This window comes from uncultured Brachybacterium sp. (assembly GCF_947500705.1).
Classification (GTDB): domain Bacteria; phylum Actinomycetota; class Actinomycetes; order Actinomycetales; family Dermabacteraceae; genus Brachybacterium.
In genome coordinates, this window is sequence record NZ_CANMSY010000001.1 from 337889 (window position 1) to 356888 (window position 19000).

The 19000-nt window shown below is 64.3% G+C and carries 22 protein-coding genes and 1 tRNA gene; 18 read left to right on the forward strand and 5 right to left on the reverse strand.

Annotated features, from left to right (window positions below; all coding sequences use genetic code 11):
• Nucleotides 1–88 precede the first annotated feature (88 nt).
• From Q0937_RS01565 to Q0937_RS01580, 4 genes are all read left to right on the forward strand, one after another.
• Nucleotides 89–487 carry a GntR family transcriptional regulator gene (locus Q0937_RS01565; RefSeq protein WP_299299016.1) on the forward strand — a complete coding sequence of 133 codons (399 nt, stop codon included), beginning with the start codon at nucleotides 89–91 and terminating at the stop codon, nucleotides 485–487.
• 1 nt (nucleotide 488) lies between these two features.
• Entirely contained in the window at nucleotides 489–1205 is a 717-nt protein-coding gene (locus Q0937_RS01570; RefSeq protein WP_299299018.1) for an ABC transporter ATP-binding protein, read from the forward strand.
• A complete protein-coding gene (locus Q0937_RS01575; protein WP_299299020.1) occupies nucleotides 1202–2026 on the forward strand; it encodes a hypothetical protein in 825 nt (274 codons plus the stop codon). The genes Q0937_RS01570 and Q0937_RS01575 overlap by 4 nt, the downstream gene beginning before the upstream one ends.
• 95 nt (nucleotides 2027–2121) lie before the next feature.
• Nucleotides 2122–2973 carry an SDR family oxidoreductase gene (locus Q0937_RS01580; RefSeq protein WP_299299022.1) on the forward strand — a complete coding sequence of 284 codons (852 nt, stop codon included), beginning with the start codon at nucleotides 2122–2124 and terminating at the stop codon, nucleotides 2971–2973.
• Here Q0937_RS01580 and Q0937_RS01585 read toward each other — a convergent pair.
• The 4 genes from Q0937_RS01585 to Q0937_RS01600 all read right to left on the reverse strand — a co-directional run bounded on the left by Q0937_RS01585 (nucleotide 2891) and on the right by Q0937_RS01600 (nucleotide 6123).
• The gene (locus tag Q0937_RS01585; protein ID WP_299299024.1) at nucleotides 2891–4270 is read right to left on the reverse strand and encodes an MFS transporter; all 1380 of its coding nucleotides are present in this window, start codon (nucleotides 4268–4270) and stop codon (nucleotides 2891–2893) included. The genes Q0937_RS01580 and Q0937_RS01585 overlap by 83 nt on opposite strands.
• A gap of 124 nt (nucleotides 4271–4394) precedes the next feature.
• Nucleotides 4395–4586 (reverse strand): hypothetical protein, encoded by a 192-nt coding sequence (locus tag Q0937_RS01590; RefSeq protein ID WP_299299026.1) that lies wholly within the window; start codon nucleotides 4584–4586, stop codon nucleotides 4395–4397.
• Between the two features lie 274 nt (nucleotides 4587–4860).
• Entirely contained in the window at nucleotides 4861–5598 is a 738-nt protein-coding gene (locus Q0937_RS01595; RefSeq protein ID WP_299299027.1) for a GAF and ANTAR domain-containing protein, read from the reverse strand.
• Between the two features lie 452 nt (nucleotides 5599–6050).
• A tRNA-Lys gene (locus tag Q0937_RS01600) sits at nucleotides 6051–6123 on the reverse strand.
• A gap of 206 nt (nucleotides 6124–6329) precedes the next feature.
• On the opposite strand from Q0937_RS01600, the gene Q0937_RS01605 reads away from it, so the two are divergent.
• The 4 genes from Q0937_RS01605 to Q0937_RS01620 all read left to right on the forward strand — a co-directional run bounded on the left by Q0937_RS01605 (nucleotide 6330) and on the right by Q0937_RS01620 (nucleotide 10686).
• Nucleotides 6330–6788 carry a hypothetical protein gene (locus Q0937_RS01605; RefSeq protein WP_299299029.1) on the forward strand — a complete coding sequence of 153 codons (459 nt, stop codon included), beginning with the start codon at nucleotides 6330–6332 and terminating at the stop codon, nucleotides 6786–6788.
• Nucleotides 6785–7462, forward strand: coding sequence for a hypothetical protein (locus tag Q0937_RS01610; protein WP_299299031.1), 678 nt, complete (start codon nucleotides 6785–6787; stop codon nucleotides 7460–7462). The genes Q0937_RS01605 and Q0937_RS01610 overlap by 4 nt, the downstream gene beginning before the upstream one ends.
• A gap of 86 nt (nucleotides 7463–7548) precedes the next feature.
• A complete protein-coding gene (locus Q0937_RS01615; RefSeq protein ID WP_299299032.1) occupies nucleotides 7549–8487 on the forward strand; it encodes a hypothetical protein in 939 nt (312 codons plus the stop codon).
• A gap of 168 nt (nucleotides 8488–8655) precedes the next feature.
• Nucleotides 8656–10686, forward strand: a complete 2031-nt coding sequence (locus Q0937_RS01620; RefSeq protein WP_299299034.1) for an ATP-binding protein — start codon at nucleotides 8656–8658, stop codon at nucleotides 10684–10686.
• Between the two features lie 174 nt (nucleotides 10687–10860).
• Here Q0937_RS01620 and Q0937_RS01625 read toward each other — a convergent pair whose 3' ends face one another.
• Nucleotides 10861–11613 (reverse strand): GntR family transcriptional regulator, encoded by a 753-nt coding sequence (locus Q0937_RS01625; RefSeq protein WP_299299036.1) that lies wholly within the window; start codon nucleotides 11611–11613, stop codon nucleotides 10861–10863.
• Nucleotides 11614–11761: 148 nt separating this feature from the next.
• Between Q0937_RS01625 and Q0937_RS01630 the strand changes: the two genes are divergently transcribed.
• From Q0937_RS01630 to Q0937_RS01675, 10 genes are all read left to right on the forward strand, one after another.
• Nucleotides 11762–12181 (forward strand): plasmid replication, integration and excision activator, encoded by a 420-nt coding sequence (locus Q0937_RS01630; RefSeq protein ID WP_299299038.1) that lies wholly within the window; start codon nucleotides 11762–11764, stop codon nucleotides 12179–12181.
• A gap of 107 nt (nucleotides 12182–12288) precedes the next feature.
• The gene (locus Q0937_RS01635; RefSeq protein ID WP_299299040.1) at nucleotides 12289–13728 is read left to right on the forward strand and encodes an FtsK/SpoIIIE domain-containing protein; all 1440 of its coding nucleotides are present in this window, start codon (nucleotides 12289–12291) and stop codon (nucleotides 13726–13728) included.
• Nucleotides 13725–14096: a replication initiator gene (locus tag Q0937_RS01640; RefSeq protein ID WP_299299042.1), complete on the forward strand. Its 372-nt coding sequence runs from the start codon at nucleotides 13725–13727 to the stop codon at nucleotides 14094–14096. The genes Q0937_RS01635 and Q0937_RS01640 overlap by 4 nt, the downstream gene beginning before the upstream one ends.
• Nucleotides 14081–15199, forward strand: a complete 1119-nt coding sequence (locus tag Q0937_RS01645) for a replication initiator (RefSeq protein ID WP_363323182.1) — start codon at nucleotides 14081–14083, stop codon at nucleotides 15197–15199. Before Q0937_RS01640 ends, Q0937_RS01645 begins: the two co-directional genes overlap by 16 nt.
• Nucleotides 15174–15359 carry a helix-turn-helix domain-containing protein gene (locus tag Q0937_RS01650; protein WP_053917083.1) on the forward strand — a complete coding sequence of 62 codons (186 nt, stop codon included), beginning with the start codon at nucleotides 15174–15176 and terminating at the stop codon, nucleotides 15357–15359. Before Q0937_RS01645 ends, Q0937_RS01650 begins: the two co-directional genes overlap by 26 nt.
• Nucleotides 15356–16516: a tyrosine-type recombinase/integrase gene (locus Q0937_RS01655; protein ID WP_299299049.1), complete on the forward strand. Its 1161-nt coding sequence runs from the start codon at nucleotides 15356–15358 to the stop codon at nucleotides 16514–16516. The genes Q0937_RS01650 and Q0937_RS01655 overlap by 4 nt, the downstream gene beginning before the upstream one ends.
• An 88-nt stretch (nucleotides 16517–16604) precedes the next feature.
• Nucleotides 16605–17102, forward strand: a complete 498-nt coding sequence (locus tag Q0937_RS01660) for a hypothetical protein (protein ID WP_299299051.1) — start codon at nucleotides 16605–16607, stop codon at nucleotides 17100–17102.
• Nucleotides 17060–17569: an HD domain-containing protein gene (locus tag Q0937_RS01665; protein ID WP_299299053.1), complete on the forward strand. Its 510-nt coding sequence runs from the start codon at nucleotides 17060–17062 to the stop codon at nucleotides 17567–17569. The genes Q0937_RS01660 and Q0937_RS01665 overlap by 43 nt, the downstream gene beginning before the upstream one ends.
• A gap of 2 nt (nucleotides 17570–17571) precedes the next feature.
• A complete protein-coding gene (locus Q0937_RS01670) occupies nucleotides 17572–18324 on the forward strand; it encodes a hypothetical protein (RefSeq protein ID WP_299299055.1) in 753 nt (250 codons plus the stop codon).
• The gene (locus tag Q0937_RS01675) at nucleotides 18314–18955 is read left to right on the forward strand and encodes a metallophosphoesterase family protein (RefSeq protein ID WP_299299057.1); all 642 of its coding nucleotides are present in this window, start codon (nucleotides 18314–18316) and stop codon (nucleotides 18953–18955) included. The genes Q0937_RS01670 and Q0937_RS01675 overlap by 11 nt, the downstream gene beginning before the upstream one ends.
• The last annotated feature ends 45 nt before the right edge of the window (nucleotides 18956–19000 follow it).

The window sequence follows — 19000 nt, forward strand, 5'->3', positions numbered from 1 at the left end:
ACTGGACGCCCCCGATCCGGGTCTTGACCGCGCCCGGCGACCGTACTACTGTACTAGTCACCTAATACATTGAGACAGGGGGTCGCTGATGCAGTTCGACAGCTCACTCCCGATCTGGATGCAGCTGGTCACGGAATTCTCCCGACGGATCGTCGTCGGTCAGTGGCCCGCGGGAGCCAGGATTCCGGGTGTGCGGGCACTCGCCGCCGAACTCGGCGTCAACCCGAACACGATCCAACGGGCTCTGTCCGAGCTCGAGCGCGAGGGGCTCTGCCGCTCCGAACGCACCTCCGGCCGCTTCGTCACCGAGGACACGGACCGGATCGACCGACTGCGAGCCGACCTCGCCGAAGAGGCCGCGGACGACTTCATCCAGCACGCCCGAGGCTTCGGCATGGGGCGATCGCAGGCCCAGCAGCTCCTCACCGAGAGATGGAAGCACCATGACCACGACAGCAACGGCAGACCCCAGACCGAGGGAGCCTGAGATGACCACCCCCGCGCAGAAGCGGCACCCTCTGATCTCCACCCGCGGGCTGACCAAGACCTTCGGGCAGGTCACCGCGATCGATTCGCTGGATCTCGAGCTCGACGGAGGTCGGATCGTCGGCCTGCTGGGTGAGAACGGATGCGGCAAGACCACGCTGATGAAGATCCTCGCCGGCGTGATCAGCGACTACCAGGGAGAGGCACGGATCGCCGGCCTGGTCCCGGGCCCGGCGTCGAAGGCGAAGGTCTCCTTCCTCCCCGACACGAGCTTCCTGCCCGACGGGGCTCGAGCGCGCTACTGCGTGGATCTGTACAGCGACTTCTTCGAGGACTTCGACGCCGCCAAGGCCCATGAGCTGCTGCGGTTCTTCGGGCTCGACGAGTCGATGCGCCTGAAGGCGATGTCCAAGGGCATGCGGGAGAAGGTCCAGATCGCGCTGGCGATGTCCCGCAGGGCCGAGGTGTTCCTGCTCGACGAACCGATCAGCGGCGTGGACCCCGCCGCCCGCCAGATCATCCTCGACGGGATCCTGGGCACCCTCGAGGAGGACTCGCTGCTGCTCATCTCCACCCACCTGATCCACGATCTCGAGCCGATCCTCGACTCGGTGGTCATGATGCGGCACGGCTCCGTGGTCCTCGCCGGCGAGGCCGACGACCTCCGCGCCGCGCACAGGGCCAGCCTCGATGACATCTTCAAGGAGACGTACCGATGATCACCACACTCATGAAGCACGAATGGCTGCGCACGCGCGGTCTGCTCGGCACCATCGGCGCGATCGTCCTGGTGCTGGTCGCTGCAGGCACCGCGCTGACCGCCACCGGCTGGCCCGGGATCTCCCTGATCGGGATGCTGATGGTGGTGGTCCCGCTCGTCGCTCTGGTCCCCGCGGCACAGATAGCACTGACGATCCACTACTGGCAGTCCAGCTACAGCCGCACCGGGTACTTCACCCAGTCCCTCCCCGTGCGCGGGCCGACGATCTATGCGGCCAAGCTGCTGTGGGCGCTGCTGATCTCGTTCGCCGGCCTGCTGGCATCCGTCGGCCTGCTGCTGGCCGCCTGGCCCGTGCTCGCCGGGCAGCTGGGTGCCGAGCGCAACCCCTTCTCGATCATCCAGCAGATGTGGAGCTCCGGCGCGGCGGTCGCCTCGACCCCGCTCCTGCTCGCCGGCATCGTGCTCTTCGTGGGCATGATCCTGGTCTGGCCGATCCAGTACTTCTTCGCCGCCTCGGTGGGCAGCGAGACTCCGCTGAACCGGCTCGGCCTCGGAGGTCCCGTGGTGGTCTTCCTCGGCCTCTACCTCGCCAGCCAGGTCCTGACGTTCCTCGGGATCGCCGCCCTCCCCTGGGGGATCGGGATGACCGACGGGCAGCTCGGGGTGGTGCAATGGTCCGTGTTCGCCGAGATGGCGGCGGGGTCCGCCAGCACGAACGACATAATGCCGATCGGGTTCGTGCCGGTGATCCTGCTGGTGACCCTGGCGTGCCTCATGCGCACCGTCCACTCCTGGAGGAGCAAGGTCAGCCTCGTGTGAGGTCGAGGATCATGATACGGAGGGCCGCCCAGACCCGGGGGTGGCCCTCCGACTACGCTCGGGAGCACCAGCCCCGCGTCCCGAGGAGCACCACGATGTACCACGGCACACCCCTGCGCGAGGCTCGCGTGCTCATCACCGGCGGCGCTCGGGGGCTCGGCCGCAGCATGGCCCTGGAGGCCGCACGGCGCGGGGCGGCGGTGACGATCTGGGATCTCGACCTGGAGCGCAGCGAGGCCGTCGTCGCCGAGCTCACCGCCCTGGGCGCCACCGCGTCGGCCGCCCGGGTGGACGTCACCGACCGTGGGCAGGTCGCCGCCGCCGCGCTGGAGGCGGGCGCGCAGGATGTGGTGATCAACAACGCCGGCATCGTCACCGGCAAGCGGCTGCTGGAGGCGAGCGATGAGGACATCGAGCGCACGTTCGCGCTGAACACCCTCGCCCTGTTCTGGGTGACGCGCGCCTTCCTGCCCGGGATGCTCGAGCGCGATCGCGGGACCGTCGCCACCATCGCGAGCGCCGCGGGGCTGGCCTGGGTCGCCCGGCAGACGGACTACTCCGCGAGCAAGTGGGCAGCGATCGGATTCACCGAATCGCTGCGCGCAGAGCTGCGCACGGACTCCCGCGGCGTCGGCACCTTCGTGATGGCCCCCTTCTACATCGACACCGGCATGTTCGAGGGGGCAGCCACGACGTTCCCCCGTCTGCTGCCGATCCTGAAGGAGCAGGAGGTGGCACGCCGGGCGATCACGGCGATCGAGCGCGGGACCGAGCAGATCATCACCCCGTGGCTCGCCCGGCTGCTCCCCGCAGCCCGGATCCTGCCGGTGCGGCTGTTCGATCGCGGCCTGGATCTGCTGGGCATCAACCACTCGATGGACGGGTTCGTGGGGCGGAGTCCGCCCAGTGCGCAGGGTTCAGGGCGAGCAGCACGACCGGCACCATGATCACGGCGGCGAGGATGCCGAGCACGGAGAAGCTGGTGGCGACCATGAGCGGGCCGGCGGCGAAGGCGACGATCGCGCCCAGCAGGTTCGACAAGGCGTCGGCCCCGCCCTGGGCGGAGGCCCGTGAGCGGTCCTGGACCACCGTGCTGAACAGTGCGGACGCGGCGACGTTCATGAACGACCAGCCCAGGCCCAGCAGCACGAGGCAGAAAAGGACCCCACCGGTGGTCCCGGAGGCGAAGATCGCGGCGAGGAGCGACAGGGCGAACAGCAGGATGCCGAGGCCGACGGTGGCGCGGTGGCCGGCGCGGTCCACCAGGATCCCCACCACCGGGGAGAGGCCGTACATCCCGACCACGTGAAGGCTGATGGTCAGGCCGACGAGGGTGAGCGAGCCGCCCTGGTGTGCGATGTGCACCGGCGTCATCGTCATCAGCGAGACCATCACGACCTGCGAGGTCAGCAGCGCCACCAGGGCGGTGCGGGCGCGGCGGTCCGCGCGGAGCTCGGCGACCATCGCCCGGAAGCGTGCGGCGCGGCCGGCACGGACGTCGGCGAGGGGGCTGCAGCCGACGGGGACACTGCCGACGGGGGCCTTCGGGACACCGGCCACCAGGGCCTGCTCGCTCTCGAGCGCCGCCAGCCGACCGGCGAGGACCTGCAGCGGATCCGGCCGCAGCAGCACGAGCACGAGGGTGCCGGCCAGCAGAGAGGCCACTGCCGCGAGGAGGAATGCCGCGGCGTAGACAGACAGTCCGGTCATGGCGCCGAGCGCCTCCCCCGGAATTCCGAGGTTCGGGCCCAGCACGTTGCCGATCGCGCCCATCCACACCACCAGGGAGAGGGAGCGGGCGCGGGTCGAGGGGGCGGCGAGGTCGGTCGCGGCGAAGCGGGACTGCAGGCTCGCGGCGGTTCCGGCGCCGGTCATCAGGAGCCCCAGGAACAGCGGGACGACGAGCTCCCTTTGCGCCGCCGCGACCAGCAGCGCGGCGCCCGCGGCCGCGACCCACCAGCCGGTGGTCAGCGCAATGCGTCGGCCGCGGCGGGCGGCGAGGTTGCCCAACGGGATCCCGAGCAGCGCGGCGCCCAGGGTCGAGGAGGTGCGGGCAAGACCCGCCCAGGCCTCATTGTCGGCGACCTCCCCGGCCAGGAGGATTCCGATCGAGGGGGTGACGCCGAGAGCGATCGTGCCGAGGATCTGTGCGAGCACGAGCACCACCAGGGTGCGGCGCTGCTGCGGGTCATGGGGAACGGCCGCAGTCCCCCGCGATCCGTCGGCCGCCGATGCTCTCACCATGCTCTCCCCTGCCGAGCCCTGATCCGTGCGGCGCAGCGCCGACGCCGTCCCGCTGGGGACACAGCTCGCATCGTAGAAGGTGCGTCCACTCCGACAGGCTGCCTACCAGCGCGCGGAGGACCGCTCAGGCGAGCTTCTGATGCCTGCTCACGGTCGCCCAGAACACCGGCACCTCGATCTCCTGGATCTCGCCACCCTCGGCGTGCTCTTCGAGGTCGTCGGCGATCGCGTCGACGTCGTACCCCTGCGCCGAGGTCTGCGCGTCCCCGCTGGCGATCGTCGCGTGGATATAACTGATCAGGCTGTCGCGGTCCATGCTCGCTCCTCCGGTCGACGGTGGGGAGACTCTAGCGCCTGGGACCGGCAGGCGAGGGTGCCATCCCGTGCGGGACCGAACGGTCATTTCCAGTGACTGGGCACGGAGCCGCTCCCTAGGGTGGGCGGAGGGTCGAAATCCTCTCCAGCAAAGGGGAGGTTCCCCGACAGCGGCCCGGGCGCTCCGCTCTCCTGCGAGGGAGCGGAGCGCTTCGACGCGCTCCCCCTCCATTGCGCTCACGCGCGATGCTGCTCGCCCTCAGCCGCGCAGCGAGCTACTGCTCGAAGTACGTCGTGGCGTGAGCGCCGTCAAGCGGAGAGACCATTTCCTGGGCGACGTCGCGAAGTTTCATGTTGCGGTGGTTCGACGCGTCCCTCAGGATGCCCATCGCCTTCTCCTGGCTGCACCGGTTCTGGCCCATGATGATCCCCGCAGCCAGATTGATCACGGTGCGCGAGGACATGGCCGTGCGCAGATCCTCCTCCGCATCGCGGTGCCTGGCCAGACGCACCGCAAGACGCAGGGCGCTCGATCCCTGGAGCACCTCGTGACGGATCAGCTCGATGACCTCGGGAGTGAAGTCGTGCGGCGAGGCCGAGTAGACGTTCAGGGCGGCCCGGGCCTCTCCATGCAGCTCGAAGGGGATGCCGAGCACCGACCGGACGCCTTGCTCCGCGGCGACGGGGAGATAGTCAGGCCAGCGCGGGTCGTCCAGCACATCGCCGACGCGAATCACCGTGTGCTCGCGCATCGCGGTCATGCATGGCCCATCGGTGAAGCTGTTCTGAAGTTCGTCGAGCGCTTCGGCCTGCACACTCGAGGCCGCGGCGGTGCCAGCTTTCCTCTTGCGGAGCAGACTGACCGCGCACCACAGCGGCTGCGCACTCTCGGGGATCCTGTCGGCGAGCAGGGAGAGGAACTCCTGCAGGAACGTGGTGATGTCGTCGCTGTTCAGCAGGAGGTCGTGCAGGTCCTCGTCGGTGTGCGGGCCGGTGGTGTTCGTCGAGTTCACAGATCCACCCCTCAGTCGGAGTCCGGACATACGCCGAGCTCGCGTTCGTCCCACTGTATCCCCGCACCTGAGCGGAACGGGCCCTTCCCGCCCCGCGCCGCAGCAGCCCGTCGCCCGAACACCCCCGCTCGCCGGCCGTCAGGCCGAGGGCGGGGGCGCTGCTGGCGTACCCTCCCGCTGCTAGAGAGGGAGCACCTGGAGTTCGGTGCGGGGCGGCGGCTGGATTGGTCGTGCCAGCAGACGACAGACGTGTCCCCGCACTCTCGGCGGAGCGTGGGGCGCGACGATGCTCAGCACGCGTGAGAGCGCACGGAGTCGAGGATCTCGGCGATCGCTAGGTTGTCGTCGCCGCGCGTTGTCGCCCCCACCCGCCGGGCCGGAGCGCTGACCAGGACAGGATCCCCCGCGCTCACCGGGGAAAGGCCGGTCATGTCAGCTTGCCCGTCATCGGGTGGGCCCGGAGGGGATCGAACCCTCGACCCGCGGATTAAAAGTCCGTCAGAACGCTCGTAGCCGAGCGCGGTCAAGCAGGTCAAAACGCTCTCGCCGCCAGATAGTGCCTGCCGGACGCCATCGCGTTGCTGTCAGGGTTGCTGTCAAAGTGCGGGTAGCCGACTACTGATAGCCGCCACCAGACCGAGGACAAGCTCGATAAGCCGTGAAGCTGTCCTGATGCGGTTCAGTTACGGAACACGTACCCATCCGTCTGCACCATGCGCGATGATGTCACCATGCCCCTACTGATCGCGACGGTGACATCCAGTGCCGCCCGCACCGAGGACCTGAGACTGGTCAAGAGGAGCGACGCCCGCGACTCGGAAACGTCGGCTGGCAAACCGCTGCTCCTCGGGCATCTCGATCTCATTCGCCTCGCTTCGTTCGCTATCACCAATGAATTTTCCGTTCTCTCATTCTTACTCTTCGACAGTTCGTTCGGACTGCTACCCCCAGAGGATCAAGAGCTAACCAACGATGAACTGCTCGCAACCTTGCGCTCTTATGGACAATCCGAGCTTATTGCTCAGCTCGAAGACGAATTTCCGAACCTCACCATTGTCGGCATAAAGATTCGCCACAATCTCGATGGGGCAGTACTTGACATCAAGAAAAACGGCTTCGTCTCCACCCAAGCGACGGCAAGCGCCCAGATGTTCATGACCAAAGCATGGCGCGAACTGAGGCTAAAATGAACATCAGCCCCATGCGGATTGTCGGCGAATCCATCAAGATAAGCGTCGGAATCTTTGCCGTTACATGGATAGAGCCATCGGTTGAGGCGATGTTTAGCTGGGCGCCGGAGGCCTTTCACTATCTCGTTGCGGCAATTATCGCCGCCACGCTCATCGTGGTGCTATCTCATCTTTTCATTGGCATGCCTCGAATAAACATTGAATGGAGAGACGAGCGCGAGAATACACCAATTAACGCACTCGTCGCTCGACACAAAAAGAGAACTAACCTGTCTCAAAAGTTTGATCTATCCATTCAGCCAGCAGCGACAAGTGTTGCCGCAAACTGGGTTGCGAGGCGGCTGCTACTAAAGTACCAGCCGAGACTCGCTATTACTTTCGGGACGGCCCCTGAACAGATCGACATCATCTACTACGAGCCGAGTTCGGAGCAGCGAATCGAGCCTCACGAGGATGGGGCCGGAATGTATGTCAACGCAAACATTCCGTTGCCGCGCGAAGGAAACTGGATCTGGGGGCAGGTGACCTGGGAGCTCACCGGTAACATATCCGGCGAGACACGATTCCAACTTTCGCATCGCTTCGAACACCCAAGCCGCACGGGGGAACGGCTTCTGAATACCATTGTCCGCGTCAACACAAACGCGAAAACCTTCCACATCGAAAGGATCTGAGTATGCCCATTTTCAATCAGCCTACCAGCAGCTTGCGTTCCGCGTCGGCGGCTACAAGACTTACGCTAAAGCAAATTCTCGACCGAATGACTTCAGTTAAGCCTAATTTCGAGACACGGGCTGGCGGGTGGGCAAGCCTCAGCGAGGAAAACGTACAGCTCGGCTCCTACGGCGCAAAACCACCCGAAAGCGCACCCGAAATACGGGACGCCAAGCCACCGTTGCCCGAGCTACTCATAGCTCGCTTCTACTTCTGGGATAAGGTCTCCGAGGCGCTCTCAGAGATTGTCGGGGACCCCGATAGTACATATCGACTGAACGCCATAGACGTCGCCCTCAGTAAAACTTCCGACACATCTCTTTCAATCCTGCTATCCACCCGCACTCCCGCGTTTCTAAACAAGAAGGGCGGAGTGCTGGAGTCGCTCGCAAAAATAATAGACCCGGATGCTAAGCGATGGCGAGACGTCATCTCGATGGACAGTGACCATCATCGCTTTTCCGATGCCGACATATTTCTATGGCTCGCGTCCCGGTCGATAGCGGGAGGCAAACTCGACCCACAGATTACGCTTACTCACATATCGGGCATCTCCGGAACTGATTCGGCAGCAAGGACCGCTGAACTGCGTTCAGGCATCGATTTCGACCGTTCAAACTTCTTGACCTCGGTGGCCGAAGGCGACACCTTAGGGCCTGTCGACCTCAACATGACGATTAGCCGAGCACATGGAAACGAACATTACACTGCCGTCATTTTCCTAGACGGGGGTTTCAAGATTAAACGAAGCGAAACCTATATACCAGGAATCCTCGATGGCGGAGAGCTTATGCTCGCGGCTAACGTTTCCATGGCGCACGATATCCTTCGTCGCATCGAACATGCGTACATCGCAGACGGACCACACTGGAAGACAGAACGTGAAGCGGTGATTGAGACGGCAATCAAGGACCTTCGGGACAGATACGAGCTCGCACACAAAGCCTTGGAGGATGCCAAAAAGCGGAAACCTGAGGCAAGCTAGATTCGCTCCGTAGGTGAGGCAAGGAGAGCCGGCCGGGCTCGCAGCGAAGCGAGGACACCGGCCGGCCCTCCTTGCGCGCGGCGTAGCCGCCTTGAAGGAGTAGGGAAAGTTCTCACGCTTCCATCTGACTGGTCCACCGCGCCACACACCACCACCCCGGAGATCACCGTGCGTTTACGAAATGTTGAGATTAGCGGATTCCGCGGATACGCTGAACCCACATCAATAAGCATCGACGAGAGCTTCACTGCACTAGTAGGAAAGAATGATGCGGGAAAATCAACAGTCTTGGAGGCGCTGGACATATACTTCGGCAACTCGAAGCCCGAAGTGTCCGACTTTTCCATCGGGGGTGAGTCGCCAATACGGATCGTTTGCGAATTTGACACCCTCCCTCAAGAGCTCATCTTGGACACTTCGTACGAAACAAGTCTTGCGGACGAGTACCTACTGAATGATAACGGCCTTCTATCCTTCGGGAAAGAGTGGACTCGATCCAAGGCGGGCACTCCGTCGCTTTTCGTAATAGCCAACCACCCCGAACTTGATACTGGCGATGAGCTTATAACCCTAAGTAAAGCTAACCTGATCAAGGTTGCGAACAGTCTCGAAGTAGACTCTGACACAGTTTCTGATAAGCGAACCAATTCCGCGTACCGAAAAGCGGTCTGGGACTCCACACTCCATAGTGGGCGTGCTGAACTTACATTGCGCCAAGTACCATTGGAGGCAGTCGACGCCAAGAAGGTCGGAGAGCAGCTTAACCTCGCACTTCCTATCTACCAGCTATTCAAATCTGATCGAGTGGGGACCGAGAAGGATGACCTCGCGCAGGATCCAGCTAAAGCCGTGATTCAAGATGTCCTCTCGCAGCATCAAGAGACACTCGACGAACTCTCTGCGACGATGCACGGAGAAATTTCAAGGCTTCTCGGTGAAGTAGTTGCTAAGCTTGGAGAGGTGGCACCAGACTTGGCTGATGCACTTTCTCCCGCCAACATGAAGCCAAATTGGTCTAAGGCATACTCTGCTCTAGAGTTTGTTGACGATAACGGAATCCCACTCTCTAAGCGCGGCTCTGGAACTCGGCGGTTGGTGCTTTTTAGCTTTTTTCGGGCAAATGCCGAAGATTCACAATTCTCTGAGAACAATGGTTATCACCGAGGGATCATAACGGCTGTAGAAGAGCCCGAAACGGCGCTCCACGCCGACCTCCAACTCGAAACCCTTGGAGCATTGACCGAACTCGCCTCCCACGAGCATCGACAGGTCCTTATAACCACGCATAGCCCGAACCTGGTGAAGGACGTACCATTTCAGTCCATTCGCTACATCCGACGAAACGCTTCTTCTCGCGAGGTTATCGACGCTCGAACTGACGAAGACGGCGCGCGGCTTATTCGCGAGCTAAACTACTCTCTCGGAATACTTTCGGATCATAATGTGCGATGCTTCCTACTAATTGAAGGTATCCGCGACATTGAGAGCTTCACCGCATTCAGCGACGAGGTGGCCCTGCAGCTCGACGACCCCACTTACTCATTCTCCCAGATGAAGCGCGACGGAAAAGCCTCGCTCATTTCCCTCGGAGGTGGCGCTAGCGCGACGCTTTGGGATGAAATGCTCGGAGCACTGAACCGCAAAATCGTCTATGTCGTCGACAGCGATAGAGAGCGCTCGAGTGCCGGATTGAAAAAAGAAGTGCTTGCACTAATTCGCGGATCGAACGAACATTCCGTTGTGCACGTGCTCGACAAGCGCGAGCTGGAGAATTATATCCCTCGAGATGAGGTAATTTGCGCTTACTCGGACATTGCGAACTTCGAGAGGGAATTTCTAGCACGACTCGATTCCGCGCTAGAATGGGATTACATCGATCTTCCGGATCTTTGCGCCCAGGCGGTCCATGCAGCTTCCGCGACCGAGGGGAATATCGAATGGGACGCCCTTGACAAGGGTAAGCGCGACAGGGCACAGGGCCGAGCAAAGAGGCGACTTGCAAGACTGTTCGGAAGTTCAGTTCTTGTTGCCGAAGAAATAGCTGACAATGGCGAACTGTTTCGGATAGTCGACCTCGTTCGGGCAATAGTCTTTGACGCGCAAAGCGAGGAGTCGAAGCGGTTCATTCAAGAATTAACGACTCCCCATCCGTCGCGCGCGGTTGAGTCAGCTTCTGTGGCATCGCAGCTAGGTGGCTAAAACGCCGGGTGAGTTTGGGGTCTTCAATCGCGTAGACAAGCTCACCGTCTCTGGCTAGAGCGTTTACATCCCGGGTTCGCCCTACGGCGAACCTTCCGATGGGCGACTTGTCCAGGTTGGTGGGCTCTAACGCTTCGTCGCGCTTCCGCCGATACTGGCCAAGGCTGTGTACTGTCACTCCGGAACGTCGAAAGTGTAGTTCCACTGGAACCGGCTCGCGCGGTGCAGGCCGATCGCGTACTCGATGGGGACGCCACCGCCGTCGTACGTGCGCCGACGCATCTCGACTACCGGTTCGCCGATGCCCATCTCGAGCGACTGGGCCTCGTCGCCGTCAGGCAAGCGGGCGTGCAGCCTCTCGTTGATGCTGTGCGGTTCGTGCCCTAGATCAGTCAGGACTCGGAACGCTCCCCCATGTCCTGCTGGCCCCTGCTCTTCACTCATGAGCAGCGTGCCCTTGGCGATGCGATACGGGTAGTAGCTCACGAGGGTGTGCGTAACGGTGCCTCGAGCGTCCCGGATCACCCGCGCTCTCCGAACGACGTCCTCTCCCTCGTCGATCTCTAGCCGGCCAGCCATCTCCTCAGTGGCGGGCTCGATCGAGATTTCGGTGGACTGAGCCGCCGGCTGCCACCCGCGCTCGTCAAGGTAGGGCGCTCCGTCCTCGTCGCCTGAGGGACTCTCCCATCGGCGTCGCGAGTAGCGATCCATCCCCACCTTGCGCAGCGGGATCTGAGGCAGCACGACCGTGCCCTGACTGCGCCTCGACTGCACGAGTCCCTCGCGCTCGAGCAGCTTCAGCGCAGCAGACACGGTGTTGACGTTGACGTCGAACTCAGTGGCCAGCTCCGACTGTCGGGGCAGCACGGCGCCTTCGGCGTACTGCCCATCGCGCACGCGAGCACGCAGCTCGTCGGCGATCTGCACGAACTTGGCGACCATACGAACCTCACCTAGGGATAACTGGGACCTCGATCCTATCCCTAGTTGACAGCGACCCGTCGGCTTGCCAGTCTCAGAGCAGTAGTTATCACTAGGGATAACTACCCAGGATGCTCAACCACTAGGAGTAGACATGGCAGTCCAGACTCGGTTCCCCGTCCAGATGGAGGACGTGTTCCCCCAGGGTGCGTACATGATCGGCGAGGTCGTGGCCGCCGATGACTTCGACAGGAAGAGGGCCGGCGAGGTCGACCCTCAGCTGCGAGACAAGATCTCGGGCCAGCGTGTCTGGCAGGTCCGAGTGCTCGATCCCGACCCGGAGAGCCGGAAGGGACAGGCCGAGGCGACCGTGAAGGTCTCCTCCGACCACCAGCCGGTGCCGCCCAAGGGGCCGACCACCGGCCCCTTCCGCGCTGTCGCCTTCGAGGGGCTCACCCTCACGCCGTACGTCGACACCAACGGGAACTTCCCGAAGATCGCGTACTCGCTGAGGGCCACGGGCTTCGCCGAGGCCAAGACCTCCGCCCGTACCTCGAGCACCGAGGCGGCGTGATCATGGAGCGGAAGGCGATGCGTCTGCTCAACGTCGCAGCGATCGGGATCCTGCTCTGGCAGGTCATCCCGCTCGGCTGGCAGCTGGCGTTCGGGGGTGCGTGAGCAATGCACACCGCCTCCCTCGCCTTCCGCTTCGGCCTCGCCGAACTGCGGTGGATCGCTGCCGCTCTATGGGGTCACGTGCGCTGGTTCCACCGGTTCTGGTTCGTCGTCGCGATGTTCACCTGGCTCGCAGCCGACATCCTGGGCAGCTGGAAGCCCTTCACCATCGTCGGAGCCATCGCGCTGTACTTCGCGCTCTGGGCCCGGTTCTACTCAGATACCTACTACCGAGCCGTCTCCCGCCCGCTCGCGCGCCGCGAGCTCTGGCTGGATCTGCTCGAAACCTGGCCGCTGCTGATGGAAGAGTGCGGTCTTTCCAGGGTCGTCATCGATCGAGCGGGAGAGAAGCACACACGGGTTCCCTCGATCGCCAGCAAGCACTGGGATCGCAACCAACTCGTTCTCTTCCCCTCGCTCCTCACTGGACAGACCGTCGAGGACTTCCAGGACGTCGCCGATCGGCTGCGAACCACCGTCGGCGCAACCCATCTCCGCGTGACCGGAGAACTCTCCCCCACCCTCACCTTCAGTTTCGGCAATGCCCTCGCCGAGACCGTGAACCGAGGGCTCCCCGACCACGATGAACCGTGGGACGGTCGCTCGGTGTGGATGGGGATCGACACGACGGACGACGACTGGCGGCTCCGTATCGCGGGCACCCACACCCTCGTCGCCGGCTCCTCCGGCTCCGGCAAGGCATCGCTCGTCTGGGGCGTCACCATCGGCCTCGCTCCCGCCATCGCACGCGGCGAAGCACAGGTACACGGGATCGACCTCAAGGGCGGCGTCGAGCTGGGCATGGGCAAGGACCTGTTCACCCGCTATGCGGTCACTCCCGCTGAGGCCGTGGTGGTCCTCGAGGACGCCGTCGAAGCGATGAGCGCTCGCCTCGAGCGGATGGCCGGGAACACCCGCCAGCACATCGCAAGTGCCGATGAGCCGCTTGTCGTCGTCCTGATCGACGAGGTCGCCGCGCTCACGTCATACATCGAAGACCGCGACCTCAAGAACCGAGCCCGCACCGCAATGTCGCTGCTCTGCTCGCAGGGCCGTGCCGTCGGCTACACCGTGGTCGCCTGCCTCCAGGATCCCCGGAAGGAGACGATCCCTAACCGTGGCCTGTTCACCCAGATGGTCGGGCTTCGTCTGCGTGATCGGGAGGAGACCTCCATGGTCCTCGGTGACGGCGCTATCGCTTCGGGAGCCCTCTGCCACAAGATCCCGCTCGCCTCGCCGGGCATCGGCTACGTGGTTCCCGAGGACGGCTCCGAACCCGTCCGCGTGCGCGCCGCCTTCGTCTACGACGACCTGATCCGTGCCGCGGCCGAACGGTTCCCCGCCCCGTCGAAGATCCCCGTGGTGATCCCGGAGCCGACGGAGAAGCCGCGCAGCTCTCGGGCACGCACCCGGACCAAGCCCGACACGGAAGGAACGGCATCGTGAGCGCCAGCGATCTCTACTCCCTCGACGTGGAAGAGCCCACTGCACTCACGCGAATGCTCTCCGACGGCTTCGAAGACTGGTCAAAGCAGGTCGCCTCGACGGGATTCTGCTCCCGCCCCGTCCGCCTCTTCGGACAGGCGCGCACCTTCGATCGCAGGTCGGGACAGCACCTGAGCACCTTCGACAGTCGCAGCCCGCCCGACAGCGTCCTCTACGTCCGCTGCGGCAATCGCCGTGCCTCCCGCTGCCCCTCGTGCTCCCATGAGTACCAGGGCGACATGTGGCACCTCCTCTCCGCAGGGGTCTCCGGCGGGGACAAGGGGTCCCGGAGAGCGTCTCCGCGCACCCGCTGGTGTTCCTCACGCTGACCGCCCCCTCGTTCGGCGCCGTGCACTCCTCGACTCGCCCTGGTGCCCAGCCTCGGCCTTGCACCGTCAACGCGCCGCCGGGACTGTGCGAGCACGGCCGCCCTCGTCGGTGCACGGAGCACCACGACGTCGACGATTCTCAGGTCGGTCAGGCGCTGTGCCCGGACTGCTACGACTACGAGGGCCAGGCGGTCTGGCAGTGGCACTGCCCCGAACTGTGGAGGCGGTTCACGATCCGCCTGCGCCGCCTCGTCGCCGCTCACCTCAGCATGAGTGAGAAGGCCTCGCGGGACCTCCTCCGCGTGCAGTTCGCCAAGGTCGGCGAGTACCAGAAGCGCGGCGCGATCCACCTGCACGCCCTCGTTCGCCTCGACGGCGCCCCGTCAGACGACGACCCCTTCCCCTCTCCTGCCGTCGATGTGCCCGCCTCGTGGCTCGCCGAGCGCTGCCTCGAGGCTGCGAGCGACATCGAGGTCGATGCTCCTCCGGTCGATGGCTCCGACGGCACCCGCGTGCTCCGCTTCGGTCGCCAGGTCGACGCTCGACCCGTCCGGCGCCACTCCGACGATGACGGGGACGTCTCCCCCGAGATGGTGTCGGGCTACCTCGCCAAGTACGCGACGAAGGCAGCCGGTGATGTCGCTGTCGACGGCACTCCGAATCGCCACCTGAAGCAGCTCCGGGAGACCTGCCTTGAGCTGTGCGGTCGCGCGCTCCTGCACGAAGGGTTCTCGAGCCCCTACGCGCTTCTCGGCAAGTGGGCCGACGCCCTCGGCTTCCGCGGTCACTTCGCCAGCAAGTCCCGGCGGTTCTCGACCACCCTCGGCACGCTCCGCGATGCACGGCGCAAGTACCACCGCGACCGTGAGCAGCTCGAGACACACACAGACCAAGCGTCGACGGACGATCCACTCGACGCCGCCGAGCACATCGTCGTGCTCAACGAGTTCCGCTTCGTCGGACAGGGCTGGCTCACCCCCGGTGATGCCGAACTCGCCCGATCCGCCGCTGACGCAGCACGCGAGTGGAAGGACGCCCGACGCGCTGCACGCCAACCCCACGAGAAAGGAAAGAACCATGGACAAGCTCTGCTTCACCGCTGAGGAGGTCGCTGATCGGCTCAGCGTCTCCAAGACCCGGGTGTACGACCTGATGCGCTGCGGTGAGCTGCCCAGCGTCAAGCTCGGCCGCTCCCGACTGATCAAGGCCGCTGATCTTCTCGCGTACGTCGAGAACCTCGAGCCGGCCCCCGTCGTGGCATGAGCCGCTCGAACGGAGAGGGCAGCGTCTACCGTCGCCAGGACGGTCGGTGGACGGGTGCTGCCTATGTCCTCACCCCGGAGGGCACGCGCAAGCGCAAGGCCGTCTACGGGAAGACGCGGAAGGAGGCCTACGACAAGCTCGCCGCGCTTCAGGAGAAGTCTCGAGCCGGCATCGCCGCCACTCCGGGCCGGCTGACGGTCAAGGCGTTCCTCGAGACCTGGATGCGGGACGTCCAGGAGGCAAGGCTGAGTCCTGCGACCTTCCAGACCTACGAGGGGTACATCCGCAATCATCTGGTCCCCGTGCTGGGGGCAAAGCGGCTCGGCCAGCTCACGGCAGCGGATGTCCGCGCGTTCCTCGCGCTCAAGGCTCGCGAAGGGAAGAGCCCTGCCACCGTCAAGCAGATGCACGCCATCCTGCGGTCGGCGCTTCAGCACGCGATGCGCGAGGATCTGGTGCCCCGCAATGTCGCGAAGCTCGTCGTGGTTCCGACCCCTCCGAAGCAGGACGTCGAGCCGCTGACTCCCGACGAAGCCCGCACTCTCCTCCGGACTGCGCAGGGGACCTCCTGGGAGGCGCTGTGGACGCTGTACGTGGGTCTCGGCCTCCGTCGCGGCGAGGCGCTGGGACTGCGTTGGGGAGACATCGACCTCGACAACGGCTACCTCAACGTCGTGCAGTCCCTCCAGCGGTCACGGGGTGAGCTGCGGCTGAAGAGTCCCAAGACCGACACCTCCCGGCGTCGCGTCGTGCTCCCCGGGTTCTGCATCGACGCACTCATCCGGCACCGCACCTCCGAGCGAGAGAAGCTTGCTTCGCTCGGGCTGCCCATTGACCAGGCAACGCTCGCGTTCACCTCTCAGGCCGGCACCGCGATCGAGCCCCGAAACGTGAACCGCGCCTTCGAGGCACTGCTGAAGAAGGCCAAGCTGCGCCGGGTGAAACTGCACGACCTCCGCCACACTTGCGCCTCACTGCTTCTCGCGGAAGGGGTCGCCCCGCGCGTGGTCATGGAGCTGCTCGGGCACTCCGCAATCGCAGTCACGATGAACACCTACTCGCACGTCATCCCGGCCCTCCAGGACGAATCCGCGAAGCGAATGGACGCGCTCTTCGGAGCCGAGAATACGAATCTACGAGACTACGAGTTTCGGTAAGTACGAAACTACGATTCCCCAGGTCACCTTGCATTTTCGCGCTGATCCACTTACGTTTCCACCGACTGAATCGACAAGGAGAATCACTATGCGACACCCGCTCGTTCCCTCCCTCGAGGTCCTCGGGGCCATCGCCGTGAGCGACTTGTCCGAGCACTCGTTCTTTGGCAGCAACCCGGAGCGCGAGGACCGCACAGCGCCGCACAGCTCCGGGAGTCCGACCTATGCCACCCCCGGACTTCCGGGGCCGATCCTGTACGTCGATCGGATGCCGAGGCGGCGTCACACTGACGACAGCCAAATTGAGGTGGGCTACATCGCCGCTTGGCGCTCCCTGAAGGGCGCGTCTCAGGGAGTCTTCTTCCAGAAGGTCGACGAAGCTCGGGAGTTCATCCGTCTCGCCCGCAGAGGCATCCACACTCGCGGATCGTTCATCTTCCGCGCTGCGTCCATCACCAAGTTCAACGCTGACATCGGCACGGACGAGCACTCCCTCGTTGTCGATGCTCAGCTCCACAATGAACGGTCCGACGGCACGCCCGAGTGGATCACTCCCTGGGACGTCGACCAGATCCCCCGCACATAGAACCTCAGGAGGTTCCCCTGGATCCCATCAACCGCGCCGAAGCCATCGCGCACCGAGCCCATGCCGGGCAAACCGACAAATCTGGCCTGGACTACATCGACCATCCCCGTCGCGTCGCAGAGCGCGCAGCGCTCATCGCTCCGGCCGATCTGCGCACCGAGTGCATCGCGGCAGCCTGGCTCCATGACGTCGTCGAAGACACCGACGTGACCCTCGAGGATCTGCGCGAGCAAGGATTCCCTCAGCTCGTGCTCGAGGCGGTGGACCGGCTGACGAAGATGCCCGACGTCGCACGAACCGACTACTTCGCGGCCATCCGCGCCCATGCAGTGGCTCGAGTCGTGAAGACCGCAGACCTCATCGACAACACCGATCCGAAGCGCGCCGCGCTGCTCGACGGAACGACCAGGAGCCGGCTCGCGGACAAGTACGCAGAATCCTGGGCGCTGCTGCTCGGCGACGACTGACGATGGTCGACTTCTACCGCGTCTTCCACGACCGCCACCCCGACGAGAACGGCATCATCGTCGCCGACGACGGGGTGTCGGAGTACGCGTACGTGGCCAACACCGGGCTGTGGCACCGGGAGCCGTTCGCGGGGACCGTCGCCCTCTTCGGCGACGAGAACTATGACCGCGTTCGCATCGGGACTGAGGAAGTGTACGAACGCATCGGTCAGAGTCGACCGATCTGGAACCAGGGCTTTGGAGCGAAGGTGCTCCGCTCACGGCGACTCCAGCCCGATGCCGAGAAGCGGACCAGCTCCGACTTCGGTCTCGACCCCACGCGAGTCCCTCCCCTCGCCGACGACGCGTGGCGCCGCCTCCCGCTGGTCGATGACGCCCCCTCTCCGGAGTACGTGAGCGTCGCCGACGTCTGGAAGCAAGAATCCGAAGGCCTCGAGTGGTCGGACTGCGGCCATCGCCCGCTCACCGTCGAGCTGCGGATGGCAATCGCCGAAGAGGTCGTCGCGGTACCGGTGCCACACCGCCTCAGACACAGCGACATCGCCGCCATCCTGAAGGAGCTGTGGGGCCTGCGGACGGTCTGTCACTACTTCCGGATGGCACTCGAGACAGCGGCACTTCGAGTCAACGTGAGCGTCGACGCCAGCTACGAGCTCCCCGTCGCCCTGGCCATCGCCAAGGACTTCAGCGACCGCTGGGACGGCTGCCCGGACGAGGAACGCTCGAAGATGAAGGAAGGTCGCGATGGGTGCTGACAGCATCAGGACGTTCTTCACCGCCGATACCCACTTCGGCCACCGACTGATGGCCCTTCAGCGCGGACATGCCCCCGGCGCGGATTCCCGGGACGACGTCACACTCGAGCACGTGCGCGCTCACGACGAAGACATCGTCGCCTCGTGGAACAGCGTGGTGAGCGCTGAGGACGTCATCTGGCACCTCGGCGATCTCACCCTCAAGCACACCACCGAGATCGCGAGCCTCCTCCGACGCCTCAACGGTCGCATCCGCCTCGTCCTGGGCAACCATGACCGTGCGCATCCCCACTTCCGCGAACGGGCCATCTCCGCTCAGCAAGAGCTGCTGCGCAACGGGATCGAGTACGTCTGCACGGCAGCGCGGGTCACGGTTCCGGGAGGAAACTCGGGCCGGATCCCGGTGATGCTCTCCCACTTCCCCTACAGAACAGCCGGCCAGGTGGACCTCCGATTCATCGCATGGCAACTCGAGGCTTGCGGCGAATGGCTCCTCCACGGGCACACCCACTCGCACGCGGCGGTGCACTCCGAGCTCCCTCGACAGATTCATGTGGGGTGGGACGCCTGGCGGAGGCCGGTCAGCGAGGCCGAGATCCTCAGCCTCATGAGACGCAACTCGAGCTCTTGACGCCCGCTGAACCACAGATCATGCGATGCCTACTCGCTCACTGGC

Bases quoted from the DNA above. Each gene is read 5' to 3' on its own strand.
- Q0937_RS01565 (WP_299299016.1), top strand. From the start codon at position 89: ATGCAGTTCGACAGCTCACTCCCGATCTGGATGCAGCTGGTCACGGAA.
- Q0937_RS01570 (WP_299299018.1), top strand. From the start codon at position 489: ATGACCACCCCCGCGCAGAAGCGGCACCCTCTGATCTCCACCCGCGGG.
- Q0937_RS01575 (WP_299299020.1), top strand. From the start codon at position 1,202: ATGATCACCACACTCATGAAGCACGAATGGCTGCGCACGCGCGGTCTG.
- Q0937_RS01580 (WP_299299022.1), top strand. From the start codon at position 2,122: ATGTACCACGGCACACCCCTGCGCGAGGCTCGCGTGCTCATCACCGGC.
- Q0937_RS01585 (WP_299299024.1), bottom strand. From the start codon at position 4,270: ATGGTGAGAGCATCGGCGGCCGACGGATCGCGGGGGACTGCGGCCGTT.
- Q0937_RS01590 (WP_299299026.1), bottom strand. From the start codon at position 4,586: ATGGACCGCGACAGCCTGATCAGTTATATCCACGCGACGATCGCCAGC.
- Q0937_RS01605 (WP_299299029.1), top strand. From the start codon at position 6,330: ATGCCCCTACTGATCGCGACGGTGACATCCAGTGCCGCCCGCACCGAG.
- Q0937_RS01610 (WP_299299031.1), top strand. From the start codon at position 6,785: ATGAACATCAGCCCCATGCGGATTGTCGGCGAATCCATCAAGATAAGC.
- Q0937_RS01615 (WP_299299032.1), top strand. From the start codon at position 7,549: ATGACTTCAGTTAAGCCTAATTTCGAGACACGGGCTGGCGGGTGGGCA.
- Q0937_RS01630 (WP_299299038.1), top strand. From the start codon at position 11,762: ATGGCAGTCCAGACTCGGTTCCCCGTCCAGATGGAGGACGTGTTCCCC.
- Q0937_RS01635 (WP_299299040.1), top strand. From the start codon at position 12,289: ATGCACACCGCCTCCCTCGCCTTCCGCTTCGGCCTCGCCGAACTGCGG.
- Q0937_RS01650 (WP_053917083.1), top strand. From the start codon at position 15,174: ATGGACAAGCTCTGCTTCACCGCTGAGGAGGTCGCTGATCGGCTCAGC.
- Q0937_RS01655 (WP_299299049.1), top strand. From the start codon at position 15,356: ATGAGCCGCTCGAACGGAGAGGGCAGCGTCTACCGTCGCCAGGACGGT.
- Q0937_RS01660 (WP_299299051.1), top strand. From the start codon at position 16,605: ATGCGACACCCGCTCGTTCCCTCCCTCGAGGTCCTCGGGGCCATCGCC.
- Q0937_RS01670 (WP_299299055.1), top strand. From the start codon at position 17,572: ATGGTCGACTTCTACCGCGTCTTCCACGACCGCCACCCCGACGAGAAC.
- Q0937_RS01675 (WP_299299057.1), top strand. From the start codon at position 18,314: ATGGGTGCTGACAGCATCAGGACGTTCTTCACCGCCGATACCCACTTC.